The 18,757-nt window shown below is 50.3% G+C and carries 17 protein-coding genes and 3 pseudogenes; 8 read left to right on the plus strand and 12 right to left on the minus strand.

Translation table 11 applies throughout. The features are described 5' to 3' along the window. The 6 genes and pseudogenes from OGX91_RS13015 to OGX91_RS13040 form a co-directional block, all read right to left on the minus strand. Positions 1-743: DUF932 domain-containing protein (locus tag OGX91_RS13015; protein WP_286625589.1), on the minus strand; the 743-nt coding region annotated here is incomplete at its 3' end. A 115-nt stretch (positions 744-858) separates the two neighbouring features. Then, positions 859-1,109 (minus strand): annotated as a pseudogene (locus tag OGX91_RS13020) (DUF905 family protein). A gap of 190 nt (positions 1,110-1,299) precedes the next feature. Further along, positions 1,300-1,767 (minus strand): YfjT/YkfB family phage-associated protein, encoded by a 468-nt coding sequence (locus tag OGX91_RS13025; RefSeq protein WP_000727137.1) that lies wholly within the window; start codon positions 1,765-1,767, stop codon positions 1,300-1,302. A gap of 96 nt (positions 1,768-1,863) precedes the next feature. Continuing rightward, positions 1,864-2,265, minus strand: coding sequence for a hypothetical protein (locus OGX91_RS13030; RefSeq protein ID WP_047660999.1), 402 nt, complete (start codon positions 2,263-2,265; stop codon positions 1,864-1,866). A gap of 205 nt (positions 2,266-2,470) precedes the next feature. Further along, positions 2,471-3,358 (minus strand): GTPase family protein, encoded by an 888-nt coding sequence (locus OGX91_RS13035; protein WP_286625102.1) that lies wholly within the window; start codon positions 3,356-3,358, stop codon positions 2,471-2,473. 167 nt (positions 3,359-3,525) lie between these two features. Continuing rightward, positions 3,526-4,629, minus strand: a complete 1,104-nt coding sequence (locus tag OGX91_RS13040; RefSeq protein ID WP_181618544.1) for a hypothetical protein — start codon at positions 4,627-4,629, stop codon at positions 3,526-3,528. 1,195 nt (positions 4,630-5,824) lie between these two features. Between OGX91_RS13040 and OGX91_RS13045 the strand changes: the two genes are divergently transcribed. The 4 genes and pseudogenes from OGX91_RS13045 to OGX91_RS13060 all read left to right on the plus strand — a co-directional run bounded on the left by OGX91_RS13045 (position 5,825) and on the right by OGX91_RS13060 (position 7,619). Next, on the plus strand, positions 5,825-6,406 hold the full coding sequence (locus OGX91_RS13045; protein WP_171278907.1) for an inovirus-type Gp2 protein: 582 nt from the start codon (positions 5,825-5,827) through the stop codon (positions 6,404-6,406). A gap of 89 nt (positions 6,407-6,495) precedes the next feature. Further along, positions 6,496-6,702, plus strand: a complete 207-nt coding sequence (locus tag OGX91_RS13050) for a helix-turn-helix transcriptional regulator (protein ID WP_049855636.1) — start codon at positions 6,496-6,498, stop codon at positions 6,700-6,702. 117 nt (positions 6,703-6,819) lie between these two features. After that, positions 6,820-7,169, plus strand: a pseudogene (locus tag OGX91_RS13055) (DUF7828 domain-containing protein); the annotation flags it as partial. Positions 7,170-7,232: 63 nt separating this feature from the next. Then, a complete protein-coding gene (locus OGX91_RS13060; RefSeq protein WP_001160600.1) occupies positions 7,233-7,619 on the plus strand; it encodes a putative zinc ribbon protein in 387 nt (128 codons plus the stop codon). Between the two features lie 110 nt (positions 7,620-7,729). Here the strand turns inward: OGX91_RS13060 and OGX91_RS13065 are convergent, their stop codons facing one another. Next, a complete protein-coding gene (locus OGX91_RS13065; protein ID WP_137397612.1) occupies positions 7,730-9,388 on the minus strand; it encodes a sigma 54-interacting transcriptional regulator in 1,659 nt (552 codons plus the stop codon). Between the two features lie 175 nt (positions 9,389-9,563). Between OGX91_RS13065 and OGX91_RS13070 the strand changes: the two genes are divergently transcribed. The 3 genes and pseudogenes from OGX91_RS13070 to OGX91_RS13080 form a co-directional block, all read left to right on the plus strand. Further along, positions 9,564-9,929: a hypothetical protein gene (locus tag OGX91_RS13070; RefSeq protein ID WP_040229907.1), complete on the plus strand. Its 366-nt coding sequence runs from the start codon at positions 9,564-9,566 to the stop codon at positions 9,927-9,929. 61 nt (positions 9,930-9,990) lie between these two features. Continuing rightward, the gene (locus OGX91_RS13075; protein WP_040229904.1) at positions 9,991-11,247 is read left to right on the plus strand and encodes a GTPase; all 1,257 of its coding nucleotides are present in this window, start codon (positions 9,991-9,993) and stop codon (positions 11,245-11,247) included. A 236-nt stretch (positions 11,248-11,483) separates the two neighbouring features. Beyond that, positions 11,484-11,897: pseudogene (locus OGX91_RS13080) on the plus strand (GntT/GntP/DsdX family permease); the annotation flags it as partial. Positions 11,898-11,946: 49 nt separating this feature from the next. Here the strand turns inward: OGX91_RS13080 and OGX91_RS13085 are convergent. The 4 genes from OGX91_RS13085 to dld form a co-directional block, all read right to left on the minus strand. Beyond that, a complete protein-coding gene (locus OGX91_RS13085) occupies positions 11,947-12,642 on the minus strand; it encodes a LutC/YkgG family protein (RefSeq protein WP_000370411.1) in 696 nt (231 codons plus the stop codon). Continuing rightward, complete coding sequence (locus OGX91_RS13090) at positions 12,635-14,062, minus strand: LutB/LldF family L-lactate oxidation iron-sulfur protein (RefSeq protein WP_003830092.1); 1,428 nt, start codon at positions 14,060-14,062, stop codon at positions 12,635-12,637. The genes OGX91_RS13085 and OGX91_RS13090 overlap by 8 nt, the downstream gene beginning before the upstream one ends. A gap of 10 nt (positions 14,063-14,072) precedes the next feature. After that, positions 14,073-14,792, minus strand: a complete 720-nt coding sequence (locus OGX91_RS13095) for a (Fe-S)-binding protein (protein WP_001102105.1) — start codon at positions 14,790-14,792, stop codon at positions 14,073-14,075. A 74-nt stretch (positions 14,793-14,866) separates the two neighbouring features. Further along, positions 14,867-16,612, minus strand: a complete 1,746-nt coding sequence (gene dld, locus OGX91_RS13100) for a D-lactate dehydrogenase (protein WP_023157191.1) — start codon at positions 16,610-16,612, stop codon at positions 14,867-14,869. Between the two features lie 388 nt (positions 16,613-17,000). On the opposite strand from dld, the gene OGX91_RS13105 reads away from it, so the two are divergent. Continuing rightward, a complete protein-coding gene (locus tag OGX91_RS13105) occupies positions 17,001-18,554 on the plus strand; it encodes an L-lactate permease (RefSeq protein WP_286626476.1) in 1,554 nt (517 codons plus the stop codon). Here OGX91_RS13105 and OGX91_RS13110 read toward each other — a convergent pair. After that, positions 18,516-18,757, minus strand: a 242-nt coding sequence (locus tag OGX91_RS13110; protein ID WP_286511321.1) for a hypothetical protein, incomplete at its 5' end; no start/stop codon positions are given. The genes OGX91_RS13105 and OGX91_RS13110 overlap by 39 nt on opposite strands.

Below are 18,757 nucleotides of genomic sequence, written 5' to 3' on the forward strand. Positions count from 1 at the left end.
TTAACCGCACGGGTGTGGGCCCGTTTACCTTTCGTTGTTCTGCCCGGCAGACCGCCTTTAATCAGGTTTTCCTGGATACGCTGGTAGGTGGTCCACAGGTCGGAACTTTCATCCTGCCAGCGTCGCGCAGACAGAATCTGTGCTTCCGTCACCGGCTGGTGCTCTTCCCCAAAGCGGTACGTCAGGGCGGCTCTGGCAAACGCCTGCTGTGCCGGCGGAGGAAGTAGCAGTGACTGCATGGCATCCCGCTTCTCCTCCACCCGGTCAAATATCCCCAGCACCTCATAAGCCCCTTCAATGACTTTATCCACCACATTCCCCTTGTGCGGTACGCGAACCTCACCAAAGGTTTCGCCACAGACAAGTCCGTTCTGGCAGACAAAGCGAAACAGGCCCGGCAGCATCTGGTATGAGCTGGAGCCGTCGTGGCTGTTAAGCAGGATGATTTCGGGGACCTGTTTACCGGTGATTTGCCCCTCACGCCGCAGACGCAGCATGTGCTTTGTGTGGTCGCGTTTATTCAGGTCGCGAACGCGGGTCTGGCAGGCAAAGAACGGCTGGAAGCCTTCCCGCTGCAGATTATCAAGCAGTGTGATGGTCGGGATATACGTATAACGTTCTGAGCGTGATTCGTGCTTTTCTTCACTGAATACGCTGGGCACATAGTGTGCCAGTTCATCACGGGTCAGTGGGCGGTCGCGGCGTACGAGACTGGCCGCACCAAAACGGCTGGCTAAGCGCATGGTTAATACCTCTGATATCGGGTTAAAGGGCATAAAAGCAGAAAGGCCATGCTCCGGAAGGTGCATGGCCTGTGGGGGACTGTGTTCTGTTGAAAAATGAGCAGGACTTCGCCGCTCAGTGGCTCAGTGGCTGTGGTGACACAGGAATACCGTCGCTGATGAGATAGCGGTTCAGCATCTCTCCGGCCTGCGGGGCAAAATTCCAGTCCCGCCATATCAGCATGCCACGGCAGTCGCGGATGACCAGACGAAAATGGGGCCCTGGTCGTCTTCGACGGTGACGTTGAGATAGCGTGCGGCCATGGCTTCCGCCTGTCGGCGGGTGAAGGGGCCGGGTGGCAGCGACGCATTATCAGTGGTCTGCATATCTGATCCCTGATGAGAAACAAAAGAAAACGCCCCGCTCAAATGAGCAGGGCGTCGGCGGTGTGAAATACTGATGCAGTGGTCAGGGCTGGCGGGTGTGTGCTGCCTGAACCGGGATATGCGTCATGGACTGAGGTTCCTGTTGTCGTGAGCGTGAATGAATTCAGAAAAAAGGCGTTACCTGTCTTTATTACGGCAGGGCATATTTCGGCAGACAGCCGCTGTCCCCGAACGCGGGAAGGACCTTCCCCGCACCGTTAAGCGTAAACACGGCTGCCTTTACGCCCTCCCCGGACACAATGACCCGCTTACCGGTGCGCAGTTTATCCCATGCCCATGCCACGTTGTCTGAGCCCACATGTGACTCGCTGTCACTGACGCTGACAGGCTCCTCATCGTCAATTTTCATGTCCAGCGACTGGCCGTTATCCATCCTGACCTGATGACCGTTTGCGTCGGTGAAGGTCAGGGTGGCCGCTTGTGAGCCGGTGTCTTCGCAGGTCAGGTAAAGCTGTGACTGTCCTTTCCCCAGAATTACAAACTCAGACACGCCCTGACCCCAGCCGCTGGCCCAGGTATCACGGTTACCGAAGGCCTGTGACACTGCCGGAGTCAGAGCAGATATCAGAAGAGTGAAAAGCAGTATTTTCTTTTTCATAGTATTCCCTGAGGGTGATGGTTAAGACGATACGGGTCTCTCCTGAAGACATTGAGACGCGTTAAGAAAGAGGGCTGATAAGTGATACTGGCGATATCACTGGCTGACGGTGAATGTGCCCTGATCGGTGAACACCCGGGCCTCAACAAAATTGCAGGCTTTACCAAAATCCAAAGTGTGACCAAATTTCCAGAAGACACTCTCAGCGAAGGTCATTTTACGGGGTGTGAACGGTTTATCTGTGGGCCACCAGCCGTCCACGTTCCGGCCCCTGTAGGCTATTTTTCGGTGTGTCAGCATCGGACATTTTCCCCGGTTAACATCGATTTTCTTTATCAGAACGGTGTCGGTTTTTGCTGTCACGGTGACATAGACGCAGCCATAGCACTCAGGACCGGCATGGCTGACCTTCACTGTAACGGGCGTATCACTGGCGGCCAGGGAAGGAAGTGAGGTGAACAACAGACTGGTGGTTAGTATCATAAAAAACCTTTTCATTACTTTTCTCCGGACGAATGCGCTCCTGCGATTCATCGCATTGATTTTTAATCAGTAAATGGCTGAATACAGTATCCCTGAGGAATTCTATAACCGGATATTTACCAGGGATAATGAATAAAACCGATCGGGTCGATCGACAAAATCGATCGTGACAGGGCAAAATTATTTATCGAAACGGAAGACAGGCTAATCGATGTGGAAGTCAGCCAAAGAAGAAGGACCAGACGGTCCGGGCCGCTCGGGCCACGGTGTGTGTGACGGTCTGGAGCGCGTAACGTGCAGCCTGTGGCAACGGGGCCAGGTCGATGACTGCGTCAATCACTTCCACCACGGCATCGCCAAAGCTGTTGCGGGCGGTAGTGATAATGCCGGGGGTGTGGTACCCGCTTTGCAGGTGAGGCACCAGCGGGCTGCGGGCCTGCTTTGGGAGACGGGTAATCATCGCCTCCACCAGACGGGGAAGGTGGTACCGTCCCCTGACTGACACCGGAAGAATATTCGTCTCTGCTGTTCCCATCTGACGGGCGACGGCCTGGCGCTTCTGCGTAATATGCTCACTCTGTGATACTGAAGGCTGTGCCGACAGCCAGTTCCACTGTTCAGCCGGTTCGGTTTTATCCACCTGGTTGAGGACCCACAACACTGGTGGCAGCGGTCCGCTGTATTGTGCGAACACCCCCTGATAAAAATGCTCTTCCACCGAGAATGCCCTGTCATCGGCCTTCAGCACCCACAGCACCATATCGAGTTGTGGCATGAGTTCGCGGTACAGCTCACGGTATTCATCGTCGCGGCTGATACTCTCCCCCACACCGGGCAAATCCACCAGCGTCAGGTAATGACTGCCGAAGCGCAGGCGCACACGCTGAGGCTGCCGGGTGCAGGCTTCCACGGCATTCACCGCACAGACTTCACTCCGGAACAACGCATTACACAGCGAGGATTTACCGACGCCGGTCTTGCCCATGATGCCAATCACGGGTTCATACGCGACGAGGCGGCTGAGCTCCCGGAGAAGATGCTGCCGCAGAATACGGGGGTAGCGCCGCAGATGTCGGCGGATCAGGGCATAGCCCGAAGGATGTTTCATATAAGCCTCGGCATAATAAAAGGGCCATCACGGATGGATGGCCTGACTGAAGTAAACGGGAGGGAATTCACTGAGGTGATATATAACTGAAATAAATTATAAAATGGCTGATTTATCAATTAAACAGGATATCGACCAGGACTGAGTGCCCAGGATGATATGTTGATTCAGTTTATGGTACGCATAAAAGGAATTTTGTTGACTTTTTTGGCAATTCTTAAAAAATATTCCCTGTGAATGGCTGGTGTGTTTTTCAGTTTGTCATAACCACTCTTTTTTTTAGTCGCACTGATTTCTGCCTCCCTGTCAGCAAGACGTCGTCGGTGGGGTCTGTTGATGTTATCTTCCCTTTCTGTTCTTCTGACCAGACGGGAAAATAATGTACAGGGCTCATGGTTATTATATCCGGTTGCTGTGACATCAGGGAACGGGTTCAGTATATCGGATATGAAAAAAGTTATTCCTCCTGGCGTGGAAGAACTTTTTTGTTCATTGATGACTTCACGCTGGAAGTTGAGTAAGAAATTAAAGTCAAAACCAGAAACACCCACCAGGCATTCAATGTCTTCAGGGATGAAAGAGTACCAGACCTCAATGATTTCCCTGATAAAGTCATGACTGACAGCCCCGTCCTGAATAAAAAATAACACATGGGTGAAAGGCTCAAAATTCTCGTCCAGCATGCCCAGTCTTACATGTCCGGCTATCCGGCTGTACATTGTGCGATGTTTTATTTTACTCATCATCGAGGAAAAGGCCATGTTAATTATGGTTAAATCTTCGGTGATGTGCTGAAGGAGTCCGTCCGTTTTTTCGTTGAGGTGAAAGCTGATTGGGATTATTGTGATTTTTCCGGATGTTTTATTTTTTATTTTGTCATATTCAGCCTGGATTTTAAGTAACACATCTTCTTTATGAATGAGATTTTTCTTCAGTTCTTCTTTATATTCCGGGGTTGCTTCGTAATGAAGTTTCAAATATTTATGCGTTCCCGCGAGAGAACGGAATGAGCCAGGGCGTAATGAATTCTCATATTTAAGAATGTCCGACAAAAGATTGCATGCGTAGCCGTCTGTTACCTGTGTTTTTCTTTTTTTAGTGGAAATTTCATCAGGCGGTATTTTTTCACATTCTGCATCATTAAAATTGATGAAACTGTATATGTCAGCCAGGTCCGCGTAACGTATGGGTTCCGATGGATACGTGGCATCTATCTCCCTTAGTTTCAGAAAGTTCACTTCATAAAAATCATTGAGTCCGTCTTTTCTCATGTTCTTCTTCCAGGTAACAGTTCTGTTTTTATACCTCTGAATTGTATCGTATAAAGCTCTGAATTAAGAAGTATGAGATCACAAATGTGACATAGTAAAACACAGCCTTTTCAATGTTATTCAGAGCTTATGATTGTTTGTTAATTCATTGTATTAATTGGGTTATAAGTCATAGACTTTCATTTTTTTTGCATTCGTTTTTTTTGGTTGTTTCGGATTGTTATGACATGATTTTAAGGTGAAAACGATTCTGACTGTCTTTTCAGGCGACTGAGGGTGTTCCGTTACTGCCGGTCAGCGTCTTACTGGGAGACTGTTTTTCCGACTGCGTTTACCTGGTCAGGGAGTATCTTATCCTGTCTGCAGTTGCAGAGCATTCTGTGGTCTGATGGTTATCTCCGGGAAGAATGCTGTTTTCCCCTCGAAAATAAATACGTTAGCCCGTCGCGAACTTGCTTTTTTCATGTATTTCCGGCCGCTCATGAAATATTTTTCCGGAGTAACCAAAAATTACTCTCTTACCTCTACATTTTTTCTGTGCCTGAAAACACCGGGGACGTAATCAGGAAGAAAAACCCGTACCGGCATAAATAACGGCAAAATACTATTGCAGTAAATATTACCGTGGCAGGGTGACCCGTTCCGGGAGTCAAACAGTATGCGTATACAAATCTTTCATGAGCACATGCCTGTACAGGTATCAAGTCGGGGAAGACAGAAATGGTGGCTAATATCATTAGAACACCATGGCGTGAATAACTTAAACCTGCGTGGTGAGTGTATTCTCTGGAGGTTACTGATTGTGTGAAAAGAAACATTAAGGTTATTAATGTTATTTTATAAAGAAGTGTTATTTGTCCACTTACTTACACCTTTGTATCCAGGAATACTGACTCTTCAGTAAGTACAACATTTCTTCGTCTACCGGATGATGATTTCTTTTCAGACATCCCGGTACGTTCAATGATTACTAACATCATTGTTTATTCTTTGCCGTAAATCATAATGATTGTCAGACTTTCCTGTGTGATGAACATCCATTCCATTGCACGATAAGAAATTACTGTTACAGCACGTGTGAAAAATGATACTCAAGAAACATACTTTAATGGCTGAAATCCTGAATCGGTATTCTGCATAAAAAATTAATCTCTCCCGTAATCTCATGACCAATAACTGTTATGGGATATTTATCATGGAATACGTAATCAACTCAAACCACAAACCAGACTATTCTCTTCAGTCAGTATTATTTAACCATCAGGACCGGTTATTTGACTGTCATTCGAAATTACTCATGCTTCGGGTGGATTTCGCATACAGGAAAAACTCTGATTCATACGCGTATGGTGATATTCATCAACTGGCGGCTGAGATGACATGGCTGACTGAGCAATGCGCAGAGATATCTGGTCTGGAGGGATATGCCTGGGTAATGGAATATGGGGGAGATCACCGTTACCACATTCATGCGGCGTTTTATATCAATGGTCAGAGCCACCGGAAGGCCTGGTGCTTCTGGAAATCCATCCAGTTGCTGTGGGAGGACATTACGGACGGAGAAGGCTACGCGCACCGGTGTGAGCCTAAGGGACATTACCGGGTGCGAGGTGAACGAGTAATCAACTTTTCAGATCGCAGAGGAAGGGAAGGTATGCAGTACATCCTGAGCTATCTGGGTAAACAGTCGCAGCGTACAGAGCGCCGGATTTACAGAGTCAGCGCAGTCCCGGTAGTGTCCGTAACAGGCAGACCCCGGAGTCGCGTTATCGGCTAAAAAATTACGCCAGTGCGTCATCGTTTGAAGAAGTCTGCACCATTCGAATACCTGGCTTCTTCTCCCTTATCACCAACGGAGAAAAAACGATGACCATCCCAACCAGCCTTCTTAACGACAAGTTTGTCGATATGGCGTTTATCACAAAACTGACCGGCTTAACCGACAAATGGTTCTACAAACTGATTTCATTGGGTGAGTTCCCTAAACCCATCAAACTTGGTCGTAGCTCTCGCTGGCTTGAAAGCGAAGTGGAGGCCTGGCTACAGCAACGTATTGCTCAGTCCCGTCAGTAATCTATCGAACGTAATCACATTGCCCGTCTGATCTAACGCCACCAGTCATATGACCTGCACTGCTGCCCTCCCCGGGACGGTTTACGCCTGCGCGTCATACGCCAAAGGACCAATATTATGACGACTTACGCCAAATCTTTTATCGCGCTTGATGGCAATCAGCTTCTTACAGGCGCCACCACTGCACAGATTTCCCCTTACGACCGCTACTCTTGCCACCTCTGCAGCAGTGCGCTGGCATTCCACCCTGAATGGGCCTCCAACCACCCGTGGTTCTAGCACACATGGGAAGATCTGGCGGAGAACGGACGCCACTGCCCGTATGTGCCCCGTGAGCCGCTGGAGGCGCGACGGAAACGCATGCTGCGTCGTTACCATTGGTACGCAAGGCCGACGGGCACCGCCTTGGTTGCTTCAGCGAGCGCTACTGCCTGCCCTGTCGTACCGGTGACCACAGTACCGAACGTTGCGCAGAATACACCTGCGTTATCTTCCACCTGCTATCAGGATCCCATGACAGTATTTACACCATGCAATTTCGCACTATTCGTACCGCCCTTGACCACGAGGGCGTAGTCACTCACCTCTGGGATTTGGCTCCGCATTCACGGGGGATCTGGTTCTACCGTTCCTGCAACAATCCCCTGCGTCTGCACTGGACGCATGACAGCGGAGGTTATTTCGAACATAACTTGGAAGACGCTGACGAACGCAGGTTAACGCATTGTGAGTACCGGAGCATTACCCAGGATAAATCGGTATCCACTTTTGACCAGGCTGTGAATGCACTGATGGAACGTGATGATATATACGCCACAGCGCCTTCAAAAAAGGATTACTTCTGCGTGCTCTGTCAGCATGAAGATTATGGTATTCGCTGCTGTCCGGAGTGCGGACAGCATATGCGCAAAAAATAAACATCAGATTCTTTGTTGACGTACCGCTGGTAACATTAATGCTCTAGCCAGTTGCTTTAGTGATATTTCCGGAAGTTTGTCACAGTTCATCAGACCATTTCAGCCCGCCCTTAAGAAGTGATCGGCTTATAGTTTTCAGGTCCCTTCCGTCCTGCAATCTCGGAGGTGATGATCTTCGTAATTTTGGAGTCAGCCAGAAATCCCTTACTGAACTGAGCTCTGTTTTCGCGAATGAATCCTTTCAGAGCATTGTAGGTTCGCAGACGATACACACCGAGTTCAGGCAGTGAGGCTTTCAAGTTGAAATGGTTTTTTTTGATAATGTTTTCCACTTCGCTGAATATTGTGGGGGCAGTTTGCTCGTTGTTGATTTGCTGTGCTTCAATAAACGAGGCAGGAATACGATTTGCTTCCTCTTTGAGCAGACTGTCAATAATCTCGTTGGTCACTCTGGTTCTGTCACCGAGGACAAAGAAGAGATCCCACGCAAAGCGTTCTAGTTGGCGAAAGTTTCCTGGCCAAGGAGCGCACAATATTTTATCTATAACACCCTCTTCATAAACCGTAAAAAGCTGCGACAGCGCCTGCATCGATTTTCCATCGCTGGCAAAAACGGGCTGGTTAAAGGATTTCCATCGGTAGAGCGTGAGGATGAGTGTTAACAACGCGTGAGCACGGTCCTCAGCAAACAGCTCGTTGAGTGATTTGAATTTCACTACGTCTCGGATACGGTGAAACAAATCGCGGCGTAACCGACCTTCGGCCAGCAGGCGCGAGACAGGCTCATTGACCGCGAGTACCACTTTGACATCGTATTTTGTCTTCGACGCATCCTCCCCCACTTTGCTGATCCAGACGTCGTTACTGATAGCGGACAATAAATCCAGTAACTGTGTTTGTGAGGCCAAACTTGCGCTTTGCAATTCATCCAGGAAGAGCACACCATTATGTGCTTCTTCAAAAAAGCCATTTTTGTCGATCGCGTCGGTAAATGCACCTTTCGTTGATCCCCGCATGCGGGTTTCCAGCAATGTTTCACTGACTGCGGCAAGGTTAATTTCAACCATTGCTTTACCCATCTTCGTAGCCAGATGTTTAGCCGCCGCGCTTTTTCCAGTGCCGGTATCTCCCTCGATAAGCAAGGGGCCATGCTTGATGTGAATACCTGTGTCTTCATCCAACCGTAATTGCGAAGTCCTGGCAAACAGCGACGCCAGCACGGTGTTGAAAATTGAAACATCTCCGCCGGTTTTATTTCCGGATTTTGCCAGTGCAATAGAGGTATTTCCTGCGCTGAGGAATGCAGAAAGGGAACGGATAAATTCGTTACGGTCATCCTCCCGATACAGCGCTGAGCTTGATGGCGAGCTGTCTGGCAACAAAAAAACCGTTTTGCGCGTCACGATAGTTCGCGCCTGACTGACAAAGAGGCGGTCATTAACCTGATCGTAGGGATCCGTTATCGCTAAGTCGGAAAATAGGTTATGTTCATTTTGTAATACAACACCGGGTCCTTGAGCGGTAATTAACGCGATCCACTGCATAAAGTTCGGATATCTTTTCTCCAGTGCTTTGATATTTTCCTGTTTCACAAGCAGATTCAGCGCCTGCTTCCATTCATCCATTACGGCCTGCGAAATCATGTCTGTGATATCACCGGTAAGTGAAACCGTCTGTTGGCGGGATGATTTCAAGCCGGCCTGATACCAATACAGCGCCAAATCGGCGGGACGTTTCTCTTCGCTAAAATTGATAATTCGAATATCCACAGTGTCGATTTCATCATTAAGTTAAATATTAAATAATGTTTTCATCACTAGACAATGAAGTCAACATAACATGAAATTTATAATTATTTGATAAGTAACGATTAATTTTTTATTTGAAAGTTGGCACGCAATTCGCATTAGTTATATCACTACACACAAACGAAGAGATAAAACGATGAATATCCAAATTGCGAGTCCAGACCAGATCAGTAAACTGTTAGCCTTTATTGCCGTGAAAGCCAAAGGGACACGCTTCGAAATCCCGGCTAGCTTGCTGCAAAACGTTGAAAGCGAACTGCGTGATTTCTGCAAAGCGCACCGTATTACGGTTCAGTTTAAAGATGCTTCAACCGGGCGTGTGATTGTTTTTTGTGCCGCAGGGGCGGCAACCGGAACGGTGGTGGGGGCGATGTGCGGCGGCATGCTTGGCGCGTTGACCGGCGCGCTGCTCGGGAGTGCGGCAGGCGCAGCTTTAGCGCAGATGCGTATTACCATTTATCCGGTAGCGGGTAGCGATAATCTTGTCTTGGCATTAGCCTAACTTTATACAGTGAACGCAGGTGCAGCGGTATGGCGCAGTACCTGTTTAAAAGGAAAAAATAATGAACAAAACTCTTTCACTCGTTGATGTATTACAACGCTCGCTGGCACAGAACAAAGAAGATATTACGCCACTGCTTGGCTATCTTAGCACCACCAAGGAAGAATTGAAGGTACAGATGGAGCGCAGCAGCACCCGTTCCGATGCTGAAAAAATTGCCCATTACCTGCGCAAAATGGGCAGCAATGATATTGCCAGCCTGTTTCGCAGTGGCGAAGGTGTGGAATATGAAGAAATCGTCTGTGATGTTGGCGAAAAGCTTAAGGTTAAAGGGGTCAACAAAAACATGTCGGTAGAGCTCAACGAAGAGTTCATCATTCAGCATCTCTTTTCCGATGCACTGAAAAAAATGAGTGATGAAGAACGCAGTGCGTTAATGCGTTCGATGAACCTTTCCGAGAAAGATCAGGGGGCAATTCTGGCGGGTACATTAATGGCCTCACAGGTGATGCTGAACCAGTTTGGCGGCTTTGCGGTGTATCGGATGTCCGTTATTCTGGCCAACATGCTGGCCCGCTCGCTGATGGGTAATGGCCTCAACTTTGCGGCAAATGCTGCTCTGGTACGCGGTGTCGGTGCATTCCTGGGGCCAATTGGTTGGATAGCTTCCGGTGCATGGCTGGCGGTAGAAATTGCAGGCCCTGCGTTTCGTAAGACGGTTCCGGCGATCGTACATATCGCGATGCTGCGTCAGAACGTATTAAAACGCCTGACTATCAGCGTAGTGGGAGATGGTTCCGTCGGCAAAGATGCGCTCTTTAAAAGCGTATTCGGTGTTGATACCGGCAATATCAATCCTATTGCTGGCTCTACATCCGATACTAAGGTGTATGACCTTGGTCACACAGGTACTATTAAACTTATTAACTTCCCTGGATTTCACGACGTGCGTTCCGAGGTCAATGACTTGGTGAATGATAATATCAAGCATACCGATCTGTTCCTGCTGGTGGTAGACGTCAACCGTGGTGTGTCAGGTCATGATGTGCAGACACTGGAGAAGTTAAAGGCGGAGGGCAAGCCTGTGTTGGTCTGTCTGAACAAGGTGGATATGCTGCGCCCGAATGATAAAGATAGGATGGTTCACGTCGCCAAAACACGCCTTCAGAACCCCTATGTGATTGAAACGGCCTTTGACCCTGATCCGCGCTTGTCGCAGGATGGTCCGATCGGCACACAGGTCGTGTTTGACTGGGTGGTAAATCAGTTAGAGGCGCAGGGTAAAGAGACCGCACACCTGAAAGCCGAGCAGAAATAACGTCGATATAACTAAGCCAGGGGCATGCTCCTGGTTTCGTCATTTTCTTCGGACTCAAGAGAACGCAACAGCGCACTTGCTTTGCCACAGTTGAATTTTGTGCCGTAACGATGTGCAAGCATGTAAGCATAAGGAGTCAAGGTATAGCGTGTTACTTAGTTACTCGGATTAACAATCCCAACGTACAGAGCGGCGGATTTACAGAGTCAGCGCAGTCCCTGCTCCGGCAGTCAGTGGCAGGCGGCGTACTGAAGCAAACCATTATCGATACCGGCATCGGCGATACCATCGGCATGCTGATGTCGCACGGCAACATTTCTCCGTACATCATGGCGTGGTTGATAACCGTGCTGATTCGTCTGGCAACGGGTCAGGGCGTGGTCTCAGCCATGACGGCGGCGGGGATTATTAGCGCAGCAATCCTCGACCCGGCAACCGGTCAACTGGTGGGCGTCGACCCGGCGTTGCTGGTGCTGGCAACAGCGGCTGGCTCCAACACGCTGACCCATATCAACGATGCTTCGTTCTGGCTGTTCAAAGGCTACTTTGATCTGTCGGTGAAGGATACGCTGAAAACCTGGGGTCTGCTGGAGCTGGTAAACTCCGTGGTTGGCCTGATAATCGTGTTGATCATCAGCATGATTGCATAACGTTGATACCGCTCTGGCCCACAGCGCCAGAGCGGTTTTCCATCCTGCCTCAACAATCCTCAATAATCAGATATACCGCCTTCACCGGACCATGCACCCCAACCACCTTGATAAGCTCAATATCCGCCGTCGAGCTGGGTCCACTGATGATATTAATGCACGATGGCATACGCTCACCGGCCTGTGCTTTCTGATGCAGTTTTTCTGCCAGCTGCGCCACGCGCGGCAGGATGGTGCTTTTACGCAGCACGAAAATAGAGGACTCCGGCAACAGGCTCAGGGAGCGCCCGCGCTCCGGTGCGGAAAACAGCACCACGCCGCCGGACTCGGTCAGGCCATATTCGGCATACACCACGCCGACTTTCGCCTGCTCGGCCTGGGTAATATTTTCGCTACCACGCGCCGGATCCCAGACCACGGCGTTGCATTCCTGCTGCAAGCGTTCGGTGATGCCCAGCTCCACCAGCCGGCTGTCGCCGCTCAGCACCACCGGCTGCTGACCCAATTCTTCGCACAGGCGCAGTGCCGCGTCTGCGGCCTGGTCCTCGCTGGTCAGTTCGCAGCGGGCCAGCATCACTTCGCTGGCAAACTGGATAAACGCAGAGCAGCGCTGCTCGGGGCTAAGCTCGGTCAGGCGCTCGTTGGCATAGTTGTTAACCGGTGCGGCATCCGCTTGCGGTTCGAAGCGCAGCGGGCGACCCAGCGCCTGGGCGATGGTGTTTAAAAACGCGGTACGGTTATCCATTCTTTTTCTCCTGCGCCTGATGTTTCTTAAACCAGCTGCGGAAGCTCTCGCCGTCAGCATCAGGCAGATCGCGCGCCTCCATCCAGTCACCAATCGCGCCAACCTTGAGCGGGGTTTTGCCGCCATTGATAAACCAGCTCGCCGCATGCGCGCCCGCCATCATCCCGACTTTCCACAGCCCCGGATGGCTATTGGCATAGGCGAACATCTTGATCGCCCGTCGCTCGGCTTTCGGCGTAATGCCCTCCTCGGCCATCACCCGGCGATGACGCAGGATCAGTTTTGACAACGGAATACGCACCGGGCAGACGCTGTCACAAGCCGTGCACAAAGAACAGGCGTACGGCAGGTCTTTAAAATCTTTATAGCCGCCGAGCAGCGGAGAAATCACCGCGCCGATAGGGCCGGGATAGATAGAGCCATAGCCGTGCCCGCCGATGTGGCGGTACGCCGGACAGGTGTTCATACAGGCTCCGCAGCGGATGCAGCGCAGCACATCGCGAAACTCTGAGCCCAGCACCTGCGAGCGACCGTTATCGACAATCACCAGATGGAACTCTTCCGGTCCGTCAACGTTGTCCGCCTCACGCGGGCCGGTCAGCCAGGTGTTGTAGCCCGTCAGACGTGCGCCCACGGCGCTGCGCGCCAGCATGGTAATCAGCACATCCACCTCGGCAAAGGTCGGCGCGATACGCTCCATGCCCATCACCGCAATGTGCGTTTTCGGTAGCGTGGTGCACATGCGCGCGTTGCCTTCGTTGGTCACCAGACACACCGAGCCGGTTTCCGCCACGGCAAAGTTACAGCCAGTAATACCGATTTCGGCACTGAGGAAATCCTCGCGGATCTTCTGACGAATGAACAAGGTCATAGCTTCCGGGGTTTCCGGGCCGTCGTACCCCAGACGTTCGTTCAGCACGCGGCGGATCTGGTAGCGATCTTTATGAATCGCCGGAACCACGACGTGCGAAGGCGGATCCTGATCCAACTGCAGGATATATTCCCCGAGATCGGTTTCGATCACCTGGATTCCGGCATCCTGCAACACATGGTTGACGCCGATTTCTTCGGTCACCATCGACTTGGACTTCACCACCTTCTGCGCATTTTTACTCTGCGCGACCTGCAAAATGTAGCGAGTGGCGTCTTCTTTGGTTTTGGCGAAATAGACGTGTCCGCCGTTTTCCGTCACTTTCTCGGAGAGTTGGTACAGGTAAGCGTCGAGGTTGCTCAGAACGTGATCGCGGATCTGGCTGGCACGATCGCGCCAGTCTTCCCAGTGGCCTAACTCATCGACCATTTTTTGCCGATTCGCGCCGATACGCTCCTGCGCATTAGCCACGGCTTTGCGCATAATCGGATCTTCTATCTGCTGACGAATACGCAGTTTAAATTCTACATCGCTGGTTTTTATCGACATCTCTTTCCCCTCAGCGGCTCATCAGCACTTCAGCAATATGCATCACTTTGACCGGCTGGCCTTCCCGTTGCAGTCGACCGCCAATGTTCAGCAGGCAGCTAACGTCTGCGCCAATCAAAAATTCCGGCTTTGCGTCCATCAGATGTAATACTTTCTCTTTCACCATCTCACCGGATATCTCGGCCATCTTGACCGAGAACGTCCCGCCAAAGCCGCAACAAGTATCCTGATCGGCAAACGTCAACAGCTCCAGTCCGCGCACGTTTTTCAGCAGCGTAAGCGGCTCTTCCTTCACTCCCAGTTTGCGGGTCAGGCTACAGGAAGGATGATACACAGCGCGGCCCTGCAGGCTGGCACCAACGTCCACCACACCCAGTTTGTTGACGATAAAGGAGGTGAGATCCTGCATACGCGCGGAAACTTTCTCAGCACGCAGCGCCCATTCCGGTTCATCGGCCAGATACGTCGGGTAGCTTTTAACCGCGTAGGTGCAGGAGCCCGCCGGGGAGATAATCGGATCGTCGTTGTCTTCCAGCGCGGCGATCAGGTTTTTCATCCCGGGGATCGCCTCTTTGATGTAACCGCTGTTGATGGCTGGCTGACCGCAACACCCTTGCTTCTCGGGGAAATTAACGCGACAACCCAGTTTTTCCAGCAGCAATACGGAGTCTCGTGCCATCCGTGATTTCAGTGCGTCACCAATACAGGTGACAAAGAAATTTACATTCACAATAACTACTCCATTGCTTCATTTCTGTTTATTGCGCTTGATATCGCGATATCAAACAAATGTTCATTCGTATTTCATGCCCAGTTTTTATGTTTGCTGGTTTTACCAATACCTGGGTTCATAGTGTTGGTCGGATCATTTTCCTGATAAAAACGTGCCAAATTTTCCGGCGCTTTATACAGATGGCCGACATTGTGTTCCGCCGGATATTGCGCTCCGCGTTGGCGCAGTAATTCCAGCATCTGTTCTTTTAACGCGTGGGCATCTACGCCTTTTTTAACGATATAATCCTGATGGAATACATGGCACATAAAATGGCCGTAATAGAGTTTATGCACCAACTGACTGTCAATTTCCGCCGGTAAATGCTCATACCATTCGGTATCATTGCGGCGTAATGCAATATCCAGCGCGAGAATATCCTCAACCTCGTCAGAATGAACGGCCTGATAACGAATGGCAGCACCCGCGGCGGCAAAACGATGCAGAAACGCCTTACTGCCCTCTTCCGCGGTACAGGTAAAGAACGCGCCCTCGGCCGATTTAAAATAGTCCGTTAACCATGCCTGGGCTTCGGCCACACCCTCACCGGACATTTTCAACATCAGATGGTGTTCATAGTTATCGCGCCAGGTCTTCATCCGCGCCGGGAGATGGCTCGGGAACAGATGGCTAAAAGCCTGCATCGCGCGGTCGGTAAAGTGCGGGCGAAAGATCTTCACCTTCTCAAGTATGGCCTCGGTACGCCCCTTCAGGTTGAAGAAGAACGGCATTTTGTCCGTGCCAAGTTTGTCGATCATCAGGAAGGTATCTTTGCTGTATTTCTCTGCAATATCATAGATATCGCGGTGCATATACTCCCCAGCAACCGGCAGGTTTGTAAAATTCGCCAGGATGTGGCGGCGAATCTCAGTCAGGACATCAGTCTGATTGGTACCGATATAAAAGACCTGCTGGTTCTTCTCGGCTTCAAAGGTATCCAGACGTACGGCAAACACCGCTAACTTGCCCGCGCAGCCAGAGGATTCAAACAGGCGATCCGGGTCAGCGTTGTAACGTGCTGGCGTGTCGGCATTGATGTCCCGCACGCGGCTAACATAGTCGTGATCGTGCGCGTGACGCCCGTCATGGTTGACGAGCACGGCTTCAATCGCATTGTTATCCAGCCGGGCAAGGATTTGCTCTGGCGTCTGACCTAGCTCAATGCCGAGGTGATTGACCAGCTGCAAGCGTCCCTGTTCATCAATACGGGCAAACAGCGACATCTCGGTATAAGCCGGGCCACGCTGGACCAGAGAACCGCCGGAGTTATTACAGATACCGCCGATAACCGACGCGCCGATGCACGAAGAGCCAATCACCGAATGCGGCTCACGGCCAAACGGCTTCAGCGCCTTTTCCAGCGAATACAGCGTGGTGCCCGGATAAGCCAGCACCTGCTTACCCTCATCCAGCACATGCAGACTGTCCAGCCGCAGCGTGCTGATAATGACGATCTCGCGGTCGTAATCATTACCATTGGGCGTCGAACCCTCAGTCAGGCCAGTGTTCGACGCCTGCATCAGGATTATTTTATCGGCCTCAACGCAGGCGCTAAGGACTTTCCAGAGTTCAAGCAAAGAGCCGGGGATAACCACCGCCAGAGCATCACCCTGACCCGAGCGAAAACCCTTACGGTAACGCGCAGTTTTTGACGGTTCGGTGAGGATATGAGCAGGGCCAACCAATTGGGTAAGAGTTGTCAAAAAGGTCTTATTATCAGTATGTTTCATGGAGGGCGGCTCTCCGCTCCTTATATCAGGGCCAGTGAAAATGGCCATAAGTTTATTTGTACGACAAAACAGAATATTCCCTCAATCAATATCCACATGCAATACCCCATTTTATTTCTTTCGGCACCGCTCACATTTTTTAATGAAATTACCACTACCACATAATTCATACTCCGTTCTTTTACTGGATGCCAAAACGCTTATTTCATTTATTGCAAAGACCATTTCATACCTATTAATGATTAACTCTAATGGGTATTATTATATTTAGTGGTTATTCATATTTAATAAAAAAAATAACATTATTTATACAATTATTAACCTTTGTAACTTTATTTCACTGAAGCGATTCAGTTTGCATTTTTTATTTTATTATTAAGGTAGCCTCCTTCCCCCTAAATATAGTTAAGTCTAAAAAAGTAAATCGGGAATTGTAATGCACGAATATTTAATGTTTGCTCTGGCACTCTCTCCTTTGCTGCTGATGGTATTTTTAATACTGAAATTAAAAATGCCCATCCATTATTCCGTACTGATCTCTTTGGTATTCACCGCTGCACTATCGGCAATATTCTGGGAAATGCCCACACAGAATCTGAAAGCCGCGATAGGCTATGGTGCACTGAAGGGACTATGGCCGATCGTAATTGTTATCCTCGGCGCTATCTTCAGTTATAACGTCATGCAGGCGACCAAAGCGCTGGATATTCTGCGCGATATTCTCGCCAGCATTAGCGAAGATAAGCGTATTCAGGTGCTGCTGATTTCATGGTGTTTCGGTGGATTTCTTGAAGCCGCGGCGGGTTATGGTACAGCGGTCGCCATTCCGATCGGTATTCTTATCGCACTGGGTTTCAACCCGCTGAAGGCGGCAATAGCCTCTCTGGTGGCAAATACCGTTCCTACCGCATTCGGCGCAGTCGGGATCCCGGTTTCAATTCTGGCGGAACAGGTTAACCTGCCGGTTTATACCCTGGGCGGAACCATTATTCTGCAGCTTGCGCTGTTTAATATTCTGCTGCCATTTGTGATTATCTGCATTATTGGCGGTGGCCTGAAAGCCATTCGCGGCGTATTTCTGATCACGTTGATTTGCGGTATTACCACGCTGGTTCCGCAGTATTTTGTCGCTATTCATCTCGGTGCTGAATTACCCGCCTTTGCCGGTAGCCTGGTCAGCCTGTTTGCCGTGGCGATGGTCAGCCGCCTGCGCAAAGGGAAAACCGATCCCGAGTGGCGCATTGAAGTCAGCCATAACCGCGAAACCACGCCGCGTTCGGCAAAAGTGTTGTTCCGCGTGGGTTCTATCTATCTGTTCATTTTTGTCTTTATCCTGATGTGTTCGCCGCTGTTCCCGACGATAAAAGGCGCAGCCTCGCAACTGGCCTCGGTGCTGCATTTCACGCTTGCCGACGGCAAAACGCTGGCGCTGAAGGTTGAATGGGTGACCACGCCGGGGATGCTGATCATCTTTGCGACCATACTCGGCGGCTTTATTCAGGGGGCGTCCGCGCGCGGGATGCTGGAAGTGTTTATCAAAACCATTTTCCAGCTTAAAAATTCCATTGTGGCGATTATGGCGATCGTTGCACTGGCTACGGTGATGGATCTCAGCGGGATTATCTCCACGCTGGCCCAGTCGATTGTCGATCTGACCGGCAGCTCGTACGTCTTCCTCGCCCCGGTGATTGGCGCGCTGGGCACGTTTGTTACCGGCAGCGATACCAACTCGAACATTTTGTTCGGCAAACTGCAAACCATTGCCGCCAGCAAACTGCATATCGATCCCAACTGGCTGGCGGCGGCCAACACCTCTGGCGCAACGGGGGGAAAAATGATTTCGCCGCAGAGTATCGCCATTGCGGTTTCAGCCACTAAAATGGACGGTCAGGCCAACCAGATTATGTCTGGCACCATGAAATACTGCTGTGCCTACATCGTGATCCTCGGCTTAAAGGTTGGCCTCTTTTATTACTGGTTTATGGCGTAAACCATTGTCAACCCCGTCAAATTTGCGGCAACCGTATTTGACGACGCGGTGACCAAAAAGGTTTACACCTCCCCGGGAACGGAACGAGGCGACAGACTTTACGATTTGTCGGCGCTGACTAAAATAGCGCCGATGTTTCAAATCGAGGATTGTTGTTATGTTGTTCTGGAAAAAGATGGTGAAGAAGTTCGACGCCTTTTCCG

Source organism: Citrobacter sp. Cpa228, from assembly GCF_030333085.1.
In the GTDB taxonomy this organism is placed as follows: Bacteria; Pseudomonadota; Gammaproteobacteria; order Enterobacterales; family Enterobacteriaceae; genus Citrobacter; species Citrobacter pasteurii.

Coding starts and splice junctions, on each gene's coding strand:
- OGX91_RS13090 (WP_003830092.1), bottom strand. CDS start 14,062: ATGTCGATAAAAACCAGCGATGTAGAATTTAAACTGCGTATTCGTCAG.
- OGX91_RS13070 (WP_040229907.1), top strand. CDS start 9,564: ATGAATATCCAAATTGCGAGTCCAGACCAGATCAGTAAACTGTTAGCC.
- OGX91_RS13045 (WP_171278907.1), top strand. CDS start 5,825: ATGGAATACGTAATCAACTCAAACCACAAACCAGACTATTCTCTTCAG.
- dld (WP_023157191.1), bottom strand. CDS start 16,612: ATGGCCATTTTCACTGGCCCTGATATAAGGAGCGGAGAGCCGCCCTCC.
- OGX91_RS13060 (WP_001160600.1), top strand. CDS start 7,233: ATGCAATTTCGCACTATTCGTACCGCCCTTGACCACGAGGGCGTAGTC.
- OGX91_RS13035 (WP_286625102.1), bottom strand. CDS start 3,358: ATGAAACATCCTTCGGGCTATGCCCTGATCCGCCGACATCTGCGGCGC.
- OGX91_RS13075 (WP_040229904.1), top strand. CDS start 9,991: ATGAACAAAACTCTTTCACTCGTTGATGTATTACAACGCTCGCTGGCA.
- OGX91_RS13025 (WP_000727137.1), bottom strand. CDS start 1,767: ATGAAAAAGAAAATACTGCTTTTCACTCTTCTGATATCTGCTCTGACT.
- OGX91_RS13085 (WP_000370411.1), bottom strand. CDS start 12,642: ATGGATAACCGTACCGCGTTTTTAAACACCATCGCCCAGGCGCTGGGT.
- OGX91_RS13105 (WP_286626476.1), top strand. CDS start 17,001: ATGCACGAATATTTAATGTTTGCTCTGGCACTCTCTCCTTTGCTGCTG.
- OGX91_RS13050 (WP_049855636.1), top strand. CDS start 6,496: ATGACCATCCCAACCAGCCTTCTTAACGACAAGTTTGTCGATATGGCG.
- OGX91_RS13030 (WP_047660999.1), bottom strand. CDS start 2,265: ATGAAAAGGTTTTTTATGATACTAACCACCAGTCTGTTGTTCACCTCA.
- OGX91_RS13040 (WP_181618544.1), bottom strand. CDS start 4,629: ATGAGAAAAGACGGACTCAATGATTTTTATGAAGTGAACTTTCTGAAA.